This window comes from Nocardioides sp. zg-1230 (assembly GCF_013155335.1).
Lineage (GTDB): Bacteria > Actinomycetota > Actinomycetes > Propionibacteriales > Nocardioidaceae > Nocardioides.
The window spans coordinates 1-15059 of the sequence record NZ_JABJQZ010000001.1 but is presented as its reverse complement, the minus strand read 5'-3'; the positions used below and the strand labels follow the sequence as shown (position 1 = coordinate 15059).

Genomic DNA, 15059 nt, shown 5'->3' with positions numbered 1-15059 from the left:
GCCGCGGTCAGTGCGCCAGGGCGTACGCCGCGCAGCCGATCATCTCCATGCTCACCGTCAGCCGGTCCATGCTGATGTTCTTCTCGATGGTGTCCTCGGGCGAGTGGTAGGGCGGCTCGAGCAGCGCGGGCGTCGCCTCGCCGCGCCACGAGAAGTTGGCCGACGCGATGCCGACCTCCTGGAAGGACTGGTGGTCGCTGGCCCCGCGCTGCGTCACGGGTGAGATCTGGGGGTCGTAGCCCAGTCGCTGCGCCGCAGCGGTGACCTGGTCGGTGGTCGCGTTGCCGGTGCCCGAGAAGGACAGGACCCAGTAGCGCGTCGCAGGGCTCCAGCTGGTGCCGACCATGTCGTTCTGGAAGACGCCGGCGATGCGGCCGCGCTCGGCCGACGAGAGCTGGGCGACGTGGTAGCGCGATCCGATCAGGCCCTGCTCCTCCGACCCCCACAGGGCGAGCCGGATCGTGGCCTCCGTCTTGGGGAGCTTGCGGAGGACCCGGGCGAGCTCGAGGGTCAGCACGGTGCCCGAGCCGTCGTCGTTGGCACCGGGGGCGCCGATGACCGAGTCGTAGTGCCCGGAGATGTAGACGACGGGGCCGGCGGCGCCCGCACGGCCGGGGATGTCGGCGAAGACGTTGTTGCTCGTGAGGCCGCGGTGCGAGGTGGTGGTGACGGAGAGGCGCAGCGGACGGACCGCGATCTCCTCGCGCAGCAGCCGCTTCTGCACCTGCGCGACGCCGAGCACCGGGATCGTCGCGACCGGCGTCCAGGGCGGCGCCGTCGTGCCGGTGGTGGGCACCAGGCGCAGGGATGCGGCCGACGCGCGGCGGGGGTACTCGAGGTCGGCCGGCAGCAGGATGACGGCCGCCGCCCCACGCCGCTGGGCCTCGAGCACGAAGGCCGCGCGCAGGTTCACCCGGGTGGCGGGGGTCGCGTCCTGGGCGTCGTCGGCCAGCACGATCGCGCCGGTGATCGCCGCAGCGTCGGCGGGCCAGGCGGGTGCGGTCGCCGCCTTCACGTCGACCACGTTGCCGGTGACGGTGGGGCCGTCGAGGCCCGCGTCGGGGGAGGCGCCCGCCTGCCAGCAGATGTCGTCGGGCAGCTGGCCGTCCGGGTCACCGATGTCGGCGAGGAACTTGTCCGCCACGGCGAAGGGTTCGAGACGGGGGTTGCTGCAGCCGGCGCTGCGCAGGGAGGTCAGCGCGAACTCGGCGGCCGCCTTCTCCGCGGCGGTGCCGCCGATGCGCGGGCCGATGCGCTCGGAGAGCACCTGCAGGTCGGCCAGGGCGCGCGAGGGACGGATGCCCTGCACGACCAGGCGGTCACGGACGGCGAGCGAGGGCCCCCGCACCGAGCCGGGGCGGGTGGCGTCGGCGGCCCAGGCGGGCTGGCCCGCCGCGACGACCGCGACACCACCGGCAGCGCCGGCGAGGAGAGTTCTGCGACTGAGGGTGGACTGGTCGGTTCCCGAGATGTCATTCATGACATGCGAACCTAGGTGTCCGGCAGTCGAACGGTAAAGGGTTCGAAAGTCGCACGTGTCGGTGCGTGTGGACCGTCGGGTCAGGAGACCCAGGTCTTCCACTGGAAGCTGGTGGGCAGGTAGCGCTCGTCGCCCTTGACCCGGAAGGACCAGAACCAGGTGCCCTTGCGGCGCGGCAGCGTGACGCTGTAGCGGCCTCGCCGATCCGTCCTGATGGCCTTGTACCTGACGTAGCCGGACTCCTGGGTCCGGGAGACCCGGATGACGATCTTCCTGTTGCCGTACCGCGGCTTGACCCGCCCCTCCACCTCGAAGCCGCCGCTGGGGTAGGTGATCGTGCGCCGGACCTGGACGGTGAACGGCTCGGACGAGCTGGTGTCGTAGCTGTCGTCCGCACCTGACGTGGCGGTGTGACCGTTGTAGACGACCTTGTACGACGTGGTCATCCACGGCCGTACCTCGAGGTAGTCGCTCGACGCGGAGTCCTGCGTGGTGACGGCCACCCAGGTCCTCGAGCCCGCCTCCATGGCGTAGAGCGTGGTGGTGCCGTCCGTGGGCGTGGAGCCGTCCTGGCTGTCCACGTCGACATCGATGTCGATCGTTTCCCGGAAGTCGACGACGGTGGCGTCGGGGAGCGCGACGGTCGTCGTCGTCACCGTGTCGGCGGCCGTGGTCGGCGACGCCACCAGGACGCTCGACGAGCCCGTGAGCGCACCAGCGACCAGGACCCGGACGGCGAAGCGGTGGGAGGGCACGTGTCTGGTCCTCGAGGGATGGGAAGAGCCGGTCAGAAAATGGCTGTGAGCCAGCGCCACCTTCTCACGGGTGGCGCTGGCTCACGAGGTGGAGCGTCAGATCAGGAGCGCTCGGCAGCGGTGCGCGCGAGCGGAGCCTTGTAGCTGGAGGTGTACCAGACCTCGCTGTAGGCGAGGAACTTCTCGTTGCCCGGGACGGTGATCTTGAAGTAGAGCTTGTTGCCGCGGCGCGGGGCGGGCAGGCGGACCTGGAACTTGCTCTTCTTGTTGGTCTTGACCGTCTTGAACTTCTTGTACTTCTTGCCCTTCTTGATCTGGACCTTGACCTTGCTCCGCTTGTAGTCGGGCTTGACCTTGCCCTTGATCGTGAGCCGGGCCTTGGCCCGGTCGATCGTCACGTCGCGGGCGACGCCGACGGTGAACGGGGCCGACTCGCTCGGCTGGTAGGTGTCCTCGTAGGCCGTGGTCGCGGTGTAGCCGCTGTAGACCACCTTGTAGGTGGTGTTCATGCTCGGCTCGACGGGGTAGAAGTCGGAGCCCGCGTACGTGCCGGTCGCGACCGGGACCCAGGCGGACGAGCCCGCCTCCATCGCGTAGAGCGTGGGCGTGCCGTCCGTGGCGCTGAGGCCGTCGGAGGCCTGGACGTCGACGCTGATGTAGACGGCGTCGCCGTAGGCGACCGCGGTCTGGTCGGCCGTCGCGGTGGTCACGGTGGTCAGGTTGTCGGCCGCCTGGCTGGGCGCGGCGATGGCGATCGGCGTCAGGCCGAGCAGTCCGGCACTGACGGTGCCCGCGATGAGTCGAGTGGTGCGCATGTCCCCGTTTGTTCCTCTCAGGTGAAGTTGTGCCTGCCCGGCGACGCCGGGCGTTGAGGTGGTTGCTACCCCTGAGGCGCACGGGACAAACCCCCTGTCCCCACGAACCCTGTCCGGGCAGCCCCCGTAGACTTTCACCCTCCCCCGCCCTCTCCTCATGCGGGGGCGCTTCCGCGTGCTCTCGAAGGGATCCCCGGTGCCGTCCACGCCCCTCGCCGCCGTCGCCCGGCGCGTCGTCGCCGCCCCCACCCTGGGCGGCGCGCTCGCCGACGCCGCGGTGCAGTCCTCGCTCGACCTGACCGGGCCCGGCGCGGTCCGCCCCTTCGTGGTCCACGGACTCGTCGAGCGCGGGCGCACGGTCCTCGCGGTCACCGCCACCTCCCGCGAGGCCGAGGACCTCGTCGAGGAGCTCGCCGACCTCGTCGACCCCGACGCCGTCGCCTACTACCCGAGCTGGGAGACGCTGCCCCACGAGCGCCTGAGCCCGCGCAGCGACACGGTCGGTCGCCGTCTCGCCGTGCTGCGGCGCCTGCGCCACCCCGGCACCGACGCCGCCAACGGCCCGCTGAAGGTGGTCGTCGCCCCGATCCGCAGCCTCCTGCAGCCCCAGGTCACGGGGCTCGCCGACATCGAGCCGGTGGAGCTCGCCCCGGGCGACACGAGGCCGCTCGACGAGGTCGTGCGCGGCCTGGCCGAGGCGGCGTACTCCCGCGTCGACATGGTCGAGCGCCGCGGCGAGTTCGCGGTGCGCGGCGGCATCGTCGACGTCTTCCCGCCCACCGAGGAGCACCCGCTGCGCGTGGAGTTCTGCGGCGACGACGTCGAGGAGATCCGCGCCTTCTCCGTCGCCGACCAGCGCACCCTCGAGACCGTGGAGCGGCTCTGGGCGCCCCCGTGCCGCGAGCTGCTGCTCACCGACGACGTACGACGTCGCGCCGCCGAGCTCGGCCAGGCGCACCCGCAGCTGCTCGAGCTCACCGACAAGATGGCCGCCGGCATCGCCGTGGAGGGCATGGAGTCGCTCGCGCCCGCGCTGGTCGACTCGATGGAGCTGCTCGTCGACCTGATGCCGGCCGACACCACCGTGCTGGTCCTCGACCCCGAGCGCGCCCGCACCCGCGCGCACGACCTGGTCGCGACGAGCGAGGAGTTCCTCGGCGCCTCGTGGGCCGCGGCGGCCGGGGGCGGCACGGCGCCGATCGACCTGGGCGCTGCGTCCTACCGTGAGATCGCCGACGTGCGGCTCCACGCGCTCGGCCTCGGGCACGCGTGGTGGACCGTCAGCCCCTTCGGCATCGACACCAGCGACGTGCCCGTCGACGCCCAGACGGCCGGGGTGCCGAGCCGCGCCCTGCCCACGCACCCCGCCGAGGCCTACCGCGGCGACCTCCAGCAGGCGGTGGACGACATCCGCGGCTGGGTCACCGACGGCGTCGACGTCGTGGTCGTGCACGCCGGACACGGACCGGCCCAGCGCTTCGTCGAGCTGCTCGGCGAGAACGACGTCGCCGCCCGCCTCGTCGAGGAGGGCGAGACCGCCGGGCCCAACGTGGTGACCGTGACGTGCGGCCACCTCGTGCACGGCATCGTCGACGACGAGGCGAGGGTCGCGGTCGTCACGGGCGACGACCTCTCGTCATCAGTTGGCTCGACCCGGGACTTGCGCAACCGCATGCCGGCGCGGCGCAAGAAGCAGATCGACCCGCTCGAGCTCAAGGCCGGCGACTACGTGGTGCACGAGCAGCACGGCGTCGGCCGCTTCGTGGAGATGAAGCAGCGTGAGATCGGTGGCGCGGTGCGGGAGTACCTCGTCCTGGAGTACGGCCCCAGCAAGCGCGGCGGACCCAACGACATGCTCTACGTCCCGGCCGACACCCTCGACCAGGTCACCCGCTACGTCGGCGGCGAGAACCCCAGCCTCGACCGCCTCGGCGGCGGCGACTGGACCAAGCGCAAGAACAAGGCCCGGCGCGCGGTCCGGGAGATCGCCGCCGAGCTGATCAAGCTCTACGCCGCCCGGCAGGCGACGAAGGGCCACGCCTACGGCCCCGACACCCCGTGGCAGCGCGAGCTCGAGGACGCGTTCCCGTTCACCGAGACCGTCGACCAGCTCACGACGGTCGACGAGGTCAAGGCCGACATGCGCCAGGTCGTGCCGATGGACCGGCTGGTGTGCGGCGACGTCGGCTACGGCAAGACCGAGATCGCGGTCCGCGCCGCGTTCAAGGCGGTGCAGGACGGCAAGCAGGTGGCGGTGCTGGTGCCGACCACCCTGCTCGTCACGCAGCACCTGTCGACGTTCTCGGAGCGGATGAGCGGCTTCCCCGTCGTCATCAAGGGCCTCTCACGCTTCCAGACCGACAAGGAGGCCAAGGAGGTCGTCGCCGGCCTCGCCGACGGGTCGATCGACATCGTCGTGGGCACCCACCGCCTGCTCAACCCCGACATCAAGGTCAAGGACCTCGGCCTGATCATCGTCGACGAGGAGCAGCGCTTCGGCGTCGAGCACAAGGAGCAGATGAAGCGGATGCGCACGTCGGTCGACGTGCTGTCCATGAGCGCGACGCCGATCCCGCGCACGCTGGAGATGGCGGTGACCGGCATCCGCGAGATGTCGACGATCACCACCCCGCCGGAGGAACGGCACCCGGTGCTGACCTACGTCGGCGCCTACGAGGACCGCCAGGTCGTCGCCGCCGTGCGTCGCGAGCTGCTGCGCGAGGGCCAGGTCTTCTACATCCACAACCGCGTGCAGTCGATCGAGAAGGCCGCGGCCCGGATCAGGGAGCTCGTGCCGGAGGCACGGGTGGCGACCGCGCACGGCCAGATGAACGAGCGCCAGCTCGAGCAGGTGATGCTCGACTTCTGGGAGAAGCGCTTCGACGTGCTCGTCTGCACGACGCTGGTCGAGTCGGGCCTCGACGTCTCCAACGCCAACACGATGATCATCGAGCGCTCCGACACCCTCGGCCTCTCCCAGCTGCACCAGCTGCGTGGCCGCGTCGGCCGCTCCCGCGAGCGGGCCTACGCCTACTTCCTCTACCCGGCGGAGAAGCCGCTGACCGAGACCGCCCACGAGCGGCTCGCGACGCTCGCCCAGCACTCCGACCTCGGCGGCGGCATGGCCATCGCGATGAAGGACCTCGAGATCCGCGGCGCGGGCAACCTGCTCGGCGGCGAGCAGTCCGGCCACATCGCCGACGTCGGCTTCGACCTCTACGTCCGGCTCGTCGGCGAGGCGGTCGCCGACTTCAAGGGTGGCGCCGAGGAGGAGCTCGCGGAGGTGCGCATCGAGCTGCCGGTCGACGCCCACCTGCCCCACGACTACATCCCCAGCGAGCGGCTGCGGCTCGAGATCTACAAGCGGCTGGCCGAGGTGCGCACCGACGCCGACGTCGACGAGGTCCGCGCCGAGCTGCTCGACCGCTACGGCAACCCGCCCGAGGTCGTGGAGTCGCTGCTCGTCGTCGCGCGCTTCCGCGCGCGGTGCCGCCAGGTCGGGGTCGGCGAGGTGACGGTGGCCGGCAAGTACGTCCGGTTCGCACCCGTCGACCTCCCCGAGTCGCGCGTCGTACGCCTCCAGCGGCTGCACCCCAAGAGCGTCGTCAAGGCTCCCACCAGCACGATCCTGGTGCCGCGCCCGCAGGGGAGCGGCTTCCCCGTGCGCCCGGTGGCGGGCGTGGCCCTGCTTGAATGGGCCCGCGGTGTGATCGACGACATCATCGCCGCCCCGGCGCCCGTCGCCGCCTCGACCGCATCGACCAAGGAGTGACCCCGTGAGCAAGACCCGCCGGATGTCGGCCGCGCCCACCTCGGTGATGGTGGCCCTCGCAGGACTGCTGCTGACCGGCTGCGGCAGCGCGAGCCCCGGTGTCGCGGTCAAGGTCGGCGACGAGGAGATCAGCACCCGCCACGTCGATGCGGTCACGACCAACTACTGCACCGCGGTGGGGGAGCTCGAGTCGGCGGTGCCGATGGGCTTCGTGCGCCAGTACGTCGTCCAGCTGCTGACGCTGCGCTCGCAGGCCTCGCAGATCGCCGACGACTACGGCGTGGAGCCGGGCTCGACCTACTACAACGACGTCGCGCAGCGCGAGACCGCGGCGGAGGCCCAGCCCGAGGAGGTCCGCGACGACTACGTCGAGCTCGCGTCCACCTCGGCCTACGCCCAGGACATCCTCGACCAGGTCGGTCGCATCGTCCTGGAGGAGCAGGGCGTCACCGACGCGACCGCCGAGCAGACCACCCAGGCCGGCATCGACGTGTTCAACCAGTGGCCCAACACCCACGACCTCGAGATCGACCCGCGCTTCGGCCTGCGCACCGTCGACGGGGTGCTGTCCCCGGTCGACACCTCCACCTCGGTGGCGGTCAGCGACACGGCGAAGTCGGGCTCGGCGACCGAGCCCGACCCCGCCTTCGCGGAGACGCTGCCGGTCAGCCACCGGTGCGGCTGAGCCCGTGAGCGCCACGACCGGCAGCTCGGCCCTCGAGGACTTCGCGGAGCAGATGCGGGTGCTGCAGCGCGAGTGCGCGTGGAAGCGCGAGCAGACCCACACCTCGCTGATCCCCTACGTGCGGGAGGAGGCTGAGGAGGTCGTCGAGGCGATCGAGTCGGGTGACCCGGCCGCGTTGTGCGACGAGCTGGGCGACCTGCTGCTGCAGGTGTTCATCCACGCGGTGATCGCCGAGGAGGCGGGCGAGTTCACCCTCGACGACGTCGCCCGCGGGGTGATCGCCAAGATGGAACGGCGCAACCCCCATGTCTTCGGCGACGCGGTCGCCGCCGACGTGGCCGAGGTGATGGAGCTGTGGAACGCCGCCAAGGCCGCCGAGAAGGCCGAGAAGGTGCGGAACACACAGCAACCGGACGTCGCCGGGCCGGCTCAGACCTGACTGGTGACGGCGTCGACTGGATGGGCGACCCGGGGTACGCCTCGACCATGATGTGGAGCTCGGACGGCACCGGATCGGGGCTGTCCGTGCGGCTCGCAGCCCCCCTCGCCGAGCGCATCGCCGAGGTGGCGGACCAGGTCCAGGAATGGGCTATCGAGGACCAGCTCTGGCGTCCTGCGCGCACCAACTGGCCGCGGTGCCCGGCCCATCCCGAGAACCACCCGCTACGCGCGAGCGTCGACGGCTCGCACGGGATGTGGGTGTGCCCCCTCGATTGGTCCGTGGTGACGCCGATCGGCGGACGCTAGGGCAGACGACGGTTCGTCGGCAGCCTGGCTCGTGGGCTCATGGCCCGGTGAGGGGGTGGGGAAAGGCGCGGCGTAGTCAACCCCCGACAACGTGCGCAACCTCGACAGCGCGACGGCCGGTCCCGGCATCAACGACAACGGCTCCGGCTCGGCCGCCCCGTCGCCCGATGGTCACCTTCTACGAGCGGCCTGGGCGCAGGTGTTGCGCGAGACGCGAGCGCTCGAGGCCATGGACTCCCTCTCGGCGCACATGGCTGCCGGAGTCAGTGTCCTGGCGAGGTCGGTCCTCACCCGCATCGCTTCGTCGACATGCCTGCGCACGCTCGCTCCGGTCCGCACCGGGACACCGAATGACCAGGCCGCCGTGCAGGCCGCGTGAGGAACGCGGAGACGCCGCTCGGATCGCACGAAAGGCCGCGTGGTGACATCGGTGCCGGCAACAGCAGTGCCGACGATCGGCGTTGCCTCCCGGACAGGCCGTTCGCCCCGTCACCGGGTGGGTGGCGGGGTGTGGGGCGGGGTCATGGTCGTCGGGGTCGGGGGATGTGTACGACGTCGACCGGATCGGGTGGGCCGGGTGGTTCTGGGTCGTCGATCGGGGTGGTGCCGGTGTGGTCGCGGCGGTAGCGGTGCCCGTGGGGACTGGTCCACTCGAACACTCCGGGCGCGACCATCTCGTAGCGCCAGGGCGAGTGCGTCTTCAACCGGTGGTGGAAGCGGCACAGGCAGGCGAGGTTGTCGCTCCGGGTGGGGCCGGGCTGGGGTCTGCCCTCAGCTGCGGCGTCGGGGTCGTAGGGGATGACGTGGTCGATGTCGCAGCGCCGGGCGGACCGGGTGCACCACGGGAACACGCACGTTCTGTCTCTGAGGATGACCTGCTCACGGATCCGGTCCGGCACGGCGTAGGCGTCGGTGGCCAGCTGGGTGTTGAGGTCGATGACCGGCTTGATCGTGACCTTGGTCCGGGAGTCGGCGCACCATGACTTCACCTGCTCGAGCAGGACCAGCCGCTGCCCTTCCTCGAGCCGTCCGGTGGGCCCGAAGACGGTGGTGTCGCCGTCGAAGTGGGCGTCGAAGTGGGCGTCGAAGTGGGCGTGGAGGACGACCTCCCGTGCTGCCGGCAGCTGCTGCGGGTCGGTGCCGGCTTCGGCGAGGTCGAGGGCGGTCTGGGTGCGGGCGAGGTCGCCGAGGGCCTTGGCCCGTCGAGCATCAAGGGGCAGTGCGGACCCGAGGGCCTTCTGCGTCTCGGCGCCGCGCGCCACCGCACGGTCGAGGTCGAGGGCGTCAGCGATGTCGACGTCGGCCTCGATGCGCATCGTGCCCGCGAAGTGCACGTCCTGGGTGTCGATCGTGACGTGACGCGGGTCGACGTAGAGGTAGCCGTCCTCCGGATCCTGGGTCGGATCAGCCTCGGCGAGGTCGTGACGCTTGATCGCCTCCGCGACCAACCGGTCCAGCTGCGCCGGACCCACCCGACCCGCGACCGCAGCGACCTGCGCATCCACAAAGCCCGCGGCCACACGCGTCAACGAGGGCGCCGAGTGGATCGTGGCCTCGGCCACCGCCCGGGCCTTCCACGCCGCAACCCGGCCGGCCTGGACCTGCGCCCACAGCCGGGGCAGTCGGTGACGCAGCTCCAACGCATGGCCGATGAGCCTCTTCGCGGCGGTCGACGACATCCCGAGCACCCCGCCGAGCTCGGCTACGCAGAACTCCGCCACCAACGGGGCCCCTTCACCGGCGATGGGCTCCTCGTGCTCCCACCCCGCCGCGCTGAACGACGCGGCGTCATGGATCGACTCCGGCGGATGCAAGTCCGCCCACGCCGCGGCGAGGACGAGCTGGCGGGCGGCTTCGGCGTGCTCGATCTCGCGCGAGGAGCGGATCGCGCGCAGCAGGTCGGTGGCGGTGAGGTCCTCGACCCCACCTGCCTTCACCTCTGTCAGCGCTTCGCTCATGTGTTCGATTCTAAGGAAGCCCACCGACAGTCGCCCAGTGTGATGTCTCAAGACATCGGTGACAGTTCTGTGTCAGGACACCGGTGACACAGCGAGCGTGTTTGGTGGTGACACTTCTGGCTGTCTCGGGCGGCGCCGGCCCCCACTGAGGCCGCAGATCCTCGGCACGCCCGCCGAGGGCCAGCTCGCGTGCTTCCTGGTCGCAGCCGCGCCTCGCGGCATCTGCGCGTGACGGTTCCTGACCCCATGGAGTCTGCCTACGGTGCGATGGCGCGCAGCGCCTCGGGCGTCATGGGTGTGGACGTCAGGCGCGTCGGCTCAGCGCCGCGCCACCAATCGACCCACCACGCCGACCGCGAAGACCGCGAGCCCCGCGAGCACGGAGCCGAGCGGCAGCGCGCAGGCCATCGCCAGGCACCCGACCAGGCCCAGCACCTGCAGCCCGCGCGGCCACCGGCGCTGCTCGGGTGGTTGGCGCAGGGCGGAGAGGTTGGCGACGGCGTAGTAGACGAGCACCCCGAACGACGAGAAGCCGATCGCACCGCGCAGGTCGGCGAGCAGCACCAGCGCCACCACGGCGACGCCGATGACGACCTGGGCGGTGTCGGGGACCCGGTGCCGCTCGTCGACGGAGGCGAGGGGGCCGGGCAGGTCACGCTCGCGCGCCATCGCGAGCGTCGTACGCCCGACCCCGGCCAGCAGGGCCAGCAGGGCACCGAGGGCGGCCGCGGCCGCGCCGATCCGGACGAGCGGGACCGCCCAGTCGGCGCCGAGCGCTGCCGTCGCGTCGGCGACCGGGACCGTGGAGGTGGGGAGGGCGTCGCCGAGGACCTGCACCAGGGCCAGCGCAACGAGCAGGTAGAGCACGACCGCGGTGCCGAGGGCGAGCAGGATCGCGCGACCGAGGACCTCCGGGCGCCGGACCTCCTCGGCGAGGGTGGCGATCCGGGCGTAGCCGGCGAAGGCGAAGAAGAGCAGGCCGGCCGCCTGCAGGACGCCCCACGCGCCGCCGGTCGCGGCGAGCCGGTCGACCGGCTCGCCGTCGCCCGTCGCGACGAGGGCCAGGAAGCCGGTGAGGACGACGAGGGTGGCGACCAGGAGGACCTTGGCGGCGGTCGCGGTGCGGGTGACGCCACGCAGGTTGAGGACGGTGAACGCCACGACCGCGAGCGCGGCAAGGGCGCGCTGCCACGCGCCCGCGCCGGGGGCGGCGTACGCGGCGAAGGTCATGGCCATGGCGGCGCACGAGGCGGTCTTGCCGACGACGAACCCCCACCCCCCCAGGAAGCCCCACCAGGGGCCGAGGACCTCACGACCGAAGAGGTAGGTGCCGCCCGACGCGGGGTAGGACGAGGCGAGCTGGGCCGACGCGACGGCGTTGCAGAAAGCGATGACGGCCGCGACCGCGAGCCCCACGAGGAGCCCGCGCCCGGCGGCCTCCGCGGCCGGGGCGAAGGCGACGAAGACGCCCGCCCCGAGCATCGCGCTCAGCCCGACGACGACCGCGTCCGTGGTGCCGAGCCGACGGGCGAGCTCCGGCTGGGCGCTCATGCCGGCACCGGCCAGTCGACGCCGCACGCGCGGAGCCGGGTGCGGGCCAGCAGGAGCGTGCCGTCGGCGTCGGTGAGCGTCCGGGTGACCCTCGTGCCGTACGACGTCGCGGTCGGGGCGGGTCGGAACGCGTCGACGAACGCCTCGTCGAAGCGCCCGGTCGCGCCCAGCAGGGCGACGGAGTCGACGAAGTCGGGGCCCACCCGGGCCAGCCGGTCGCTCAGCTCCGTGAGGGACTCGTCGTCGGCAGGCGCGTGGACCTCGGTCTCGCGGACCAGCGCGATCAGGGCTGCCAGCTCCCCGACCGCCGACGTGAGGGCGGAGCGCAGGGTGCCGTCCTCGGCCGGCCGGTCGAGTTCGGGGCGGGGCACCTGACGGGCGGCCTCGACGAGGCCCGCCACCACGCGCACGTGGCGCTGAGCCATCTCGACGACCAGGTCCACGGAGTCGATCCTCCACCGCGCGGGCAGCCGGACGCCGTCCGGTGGGTGAACGTGGGCGTCACCCGGTGCGTCGATGAGGTGCGACGTCGGGTCGGCGCGCCACTGCGACGGCAGGGCGCCGAGCTCGCGCCGGAAGGCGCGCGCGAAGACGTCGTAGCCGTCGAAGCCGGACTCGGTCGCGATGTCGCGGAGGGTGTGGTCGGTCGTCGCCACCTGGTGCGCCGCCCGCTCGAGCACGAGGCGGCCGGTGAACCGCGCCGGCGACTCGCCGGCCATCGCCCGGCGCAGCCGCTCGCCGGTCTCGTCGTCCTCCTCGGCCCGCACGGCGCGGTCGACGAGGGCGCGCAGGTGGTCGGCGGGGGTGGGCACGCGCCGCACGCTAGCGGTGCGGACGGACACCCCGGCGACGTCGGCGTACGACGTGGCTAGGCTGGCTGCCGACCCAGGACGTCCCCCATCAGGAGCTCTGCCATGTCGATCATCGCTGCAGTCGGTGCCCGCGAAATCCTCGATTCGCGCGGCAACCCCACCGTCGAGGTGGAGGTGTTGCTCGAGGACGGAGCGTTCGGTCGAGCGGCCGTGCCCAGCGGCGCCTCGACCGGTGCGTTCGAGGCGGTGGAGCTCCGCGACGGCGGCAAGCGCTACCTCGGCAAGGGCGTGCAGAAGGCCGTCGACGGCGTCATCGACTCGATCGCCGGCGCCGTCGTCGGGCTCGACGCGGACGACCAGCGCCTCATCGACCAGACGATGCTCGACCTCGACGGCACCGCCAACAAGGCCAAGCTCGGCGCCAACGCGATCCTCGGCGTCTCGCTGGCCACCGCCAAGGCCGCCGCGGAGTCGGCCGGCCTGCCGCTGTTCCGCTACGTCGGCGGGCCCAACGCCCACCTGCTGCCCGTGCCGATGATGAACATCCTCAACGGCGGCTCCCACGCCGACTCCAACGTCGACGTGCAGGAGTTCATGATCGCCCCGATCGGCGCGGCGACCTTCCGCGAGGCACTCCAGCAGGGCGCCGAGGTCTACCACGCCCTCAAGGCGGTGCTGAAGAAGAAGGGCCTGTCGACCGGGCTCGGCGACGAGGGCGGCTTCGCCCCGAACCTCGAGAGCAACCGCGCCGCGCTGGACCTGATCGCCGAGGCGGTCAAGTCCGCCGGCTTCGCCCTCGGCAAGGACATCGCGCTCGCGATGGACGTCGCCGCGAGCGAGTTCTTCGACAAGAAGTCCTACACCTTCGAGGGGAAGAAGCAGGGCAGCGACGAGATGGTCACCTACTACGCCGACCTCGTCGCCAGCTACCCGATCGTCTCTCTCGAGGACCCGCTCGACGAGGAGGACTGGGACGGCTGGAGGGCCATCACGGAGAACCTCGGTGGCATGACCCAGATCGTCGGCGACGACCTGTTCGTCACCAACGTCGAACGGCTGCAGCGCGGCATCGACGGCGGCCAGGCCAACGCGATGCTGGTCAAGGTCAACCAGATCGGGTCGCTCACCGAGACCCTCGACGCGGTCGAGCTGGCCCACCGCGCCGGCTTCCGCAACATGATGAGCCACCGCTCCGGCGAGACCGAGGACACCACGATCGCCGACCTGGCCGTTGCCACCAACTGCGGCCAGATCAAGACCGGTGCGCCGGCCCGTTCGGACCGCGTCGCGAAGTACAACCAGCTGCTCCGCATCGAGGACGAGCTGGGTGACGCGGCTCGCTACGCCGGGCGGGGTGCCTTCCCGCGATTCGGCGGCTGAAGCAGGCAGACTGGCCTGCATGCCTTCCCAGCGCCGTACGCCTCGGGGCGGGCCCGGTGGGTCGCGCGGTCCGAGGCAGGGCTCCAGCACGCACCCCGGCGCCCGCGGCTCACGACCGCGGGCGGCCGGGACGCGTACGACGTCCGCGCGCACCGTGGAGCCGGTCGCCGGGTCGGTGCGACCTGCCGCCCCGCGCGGCACCGCGCGTCGACCGCGGTTCACGGGGCGCGCCGCGGTGCTGGTGCTCGTGCTCGCGGTGCTGACCGTGTCCTACGCGTCGTCGCTGCGGGCCTACCTCCAGCAGCGCTCCCACATCGGTGACCTCAAGGCGCAGATCGCCGAGCGCGAGGCCAGCATCAACGACCTCGAGCGGGAGAAGGCTCGCTGGGACGACCCGGCCTACGTCAAGGCCCAGGCCCGCGCGCGGTTCGGCTACCTGATGCCGGGCGAGGCCGGGTTCGAGGTCATCGGGGCCGACGGCAAGCCCCTCGAGGCCCAGGCGTCGCTCAACGACCCGGACGACGTGATCAAGACGGTGCCCAAGGCCTGGTGGACGTCGGCCTGGGAGTCGATGGAGCTGGCCGGCAACCCACCCCCGCCCGACGAGGAACCTGCCGAGATGATCGACGGAACGCAGCAGTGAGCAACCGCAAGGACGATCACACCGGTGATCACACGATCGACCCGGTCGACGAGGCCGCCATCCACGCCCAGCTCGGGCGCCGGCCCCGCGGCATCGACTCCGTCGGGCACCGGTGCCCCTGCGGCAACCCCGACGTGGTGACGACCGAGCCGCGGCTGCCCAACGGCACGCCCTTCCCGACGACCTTCTACCTGACCTGCCCCCGCGCGGCCTCGCGCATCGGCACGCTCGAGGGCTCCGGGCTGATGAAGGAGATGCAGGACCGCCTCGGCACCGACGAGGAGCTCGCTGCTGCCTACCGCAGCGCGCACGAGCGCTACCTCGAGGTCCGCGCCGAGGTGGGGGACCGGGCCGGGCTCGACGTCCCCGAGATCGACGGCATCTCCGCCGGTGGGATGCCCGACCGGGTCAAGTGCCTCCACGTCCTCGCCGGGCAGTCCCTCGCGATGGGGCGCGGGGTC

Annotated in this window: 14 protein-coding genes; 8 read left to right on the top strand and 6 right to left on the bottom strand. The window is 71.9% G+C overall.

Annotation, left to right across the window (positions count from 1 at the left end):
* Positions 1 to 7 precede the first annotated feature (7 nt).
* The 3 genes from HOO61_RS00070 to HOO61_RS00060 form a co-directional block, all read right to left on the bottom strand.
* Positions 8 to 1480: a M20/M25/M40 family metallo-hydrolase gene (locus HOO61_RS00070; RefSeq protein WP_172255746.1), complete on the bottom strand. Its 1473-nt coding sequence runs from the start codon at positions 1478 to 1480 to the stop codon at positions 8 to 10.
* 80 nt (positions 1481 to 1560) lie between these two features.
* Positions 1561 to 2235, bottom strand: a complete 675-nt coding sequence (locus HOO61_RS00065; RefSeq protein ID WP_172255743.1) for a hypothetical protein — start codon at positions 2233 to 2235, stop codon at positions 1561 to 1563.
* Positions 2236 to 2336: 101 nt separating this feature from the next.
* Positions 2337 to 3050, bottom strand: a complete 714-nt coding sequence (locus HOO61_RS00060) for a hypothetical protein (RefSeq protein ID WP_172255740.1) — start codon at positions 3048 to 3050, stop codon at positions 2337 to 2339.
* Between the two features lie 157 nt (positions 3051 to 3207).
* Between HOO61_RS00060 and mfd the strand changes: the two genes are divergently transcribed.
* From mfd to HOO61_RS00035, 5 genes are all read left to right on the top strand, one after another.
* Positions 3208 to 6822 (top strand): transcription-repair coupling factor, encoded by a 3615-nt coding sequence (gene mfd, locus HOO61_RS00055; RefSeq protein ID WP_172255737.1) that lies wholly within the window; start codon positions 3208 to 3210, stop codon positions 6820 to 6822.
* Positions 6823 to 6826: 4 nt separating this feature from the next.
* Entirely contained in the window at positions 6827 to 7507 is a 681-nt protein-coding gene (locus HOO61_RS00050) for a hypothetical protein (RefSeq protein ID WP_172255734.1), read from the top strand.
* 4 nt (positions 7508 to 7511) lie between these two features.
* Entirely contained in the window at positions 7512 to 7946 is a 435-nt protein-coding gene (locus HOO61_RS00045) for a MazG nucleotide pyrophosphohydrolase domain-containing protein (RefSeq protein WP_367649959.1), read from the top strand.
* 20 nt (positions 7947 to 7966) lie between these two features.
* Entirely contained in the window at positions 7967 to 8254 is a 288-nt protein-coding gene (locus HOO61_RS00040) for a hypothetical protein (protein ID WP_172255731.1), read from the top strand.
* 91 nt (positions 8255 to 8345) lie between these two features.
* Entirely contained in the window at positions 8346 to 8633 is a 288-nt protein-coding gene (locus tag HOO61_RS00035) for a hypothetical protein (protein ID WP_172255728.1), read from the top strand.
* A gap of 142 nt (positions 8634 to 8775) precedes the next feature.
* Here the strand turns inward: HOO61_RS00035 and HOO61_RS00030 are convergent, their stop codons facing one another.
* The 3 genes from HOO61_RS00030 to HOO61_RS00020 all read right to left on the bottom strand — a co-directional run bounded on the left by HOO61_RS00030 (position 8776) and on the right by HOO61_RS00020 (position 12575).
* Positions 8776 to 10212, bottom strand: coding sequence for an HNH endonuclease signature motif containing protein (locus HOO61_RS00030; protein WP_172255724.1), 1437 nt, complete (start codon positions 10210 to 10212; stop codon positions 8776 to 8778).
* A gap of 318 nt (positions 10213 to 10530) precedes the next feature.
* Positions 10531 to 11763: an APC family permease gene (locus tag HOO61_RS00025; protein WP_172255721.1), complete on the bottom strand. Its 1233-nt coding sequence runs from the start codon at positions 11761 to 11763 to the stop codon at positions 10531 to 10533.
* On the bottom strand, positions 11760 to 12575 hold the full coding sequence (locus HOO61_RS00020) for a helix-turn-helix domain-containing protein (protein ID WP_172255718.1): 816 nt from the start codon (positions 12573 to 12575) through the stop codon (positions 11760 to 11762). Before HOO61_RS00020 ends, HOO61_RS00025 begins: the two co-directional genes overlap by 4 nt.
* A 102-nt stretch (positions 12576 to 12677) precedes the next feature.
* Between HOO61_RS00020 and eno the strand changes: the two genes are divergently transcribed.
* From eno to HOO61_RS00005, 3 genes are all read left to right on the top strand, one after another.
* Positions 12678 to 13955: a phosphopyruvate hydratase gene (gene eno, locus HOO61_RS00015; RefSeq protein WP_172255715.1), complete on the top strand. Its 1278-nt coding sequence runs from the start codon at positions 12678 to 12680 to the stop codon at positions 13953 to 13955.
* A gap of 19 nt (positions 13956 to 13974) precedes the next feature.
* Positions 13975 to 14598, top strand: coding sequence for a septum formation initiator family protein (locus tag HOO61_RS00010; protein WP_172255712.1), 624 nt, complete (start codon positions 13975 to 13977; stop codon positions 14596 to 14598).
* Positions 14599 to 14633: 35 nt separating this feature from the next.
* Positions 14634 to 15059 (top strand): DUF501 domain-containing protein (locus tag HOO61_RS00005; RefSeq protein ID WP_172258057.1); only part of this gene is annotated, 426 nt, incomplete at its 3' end.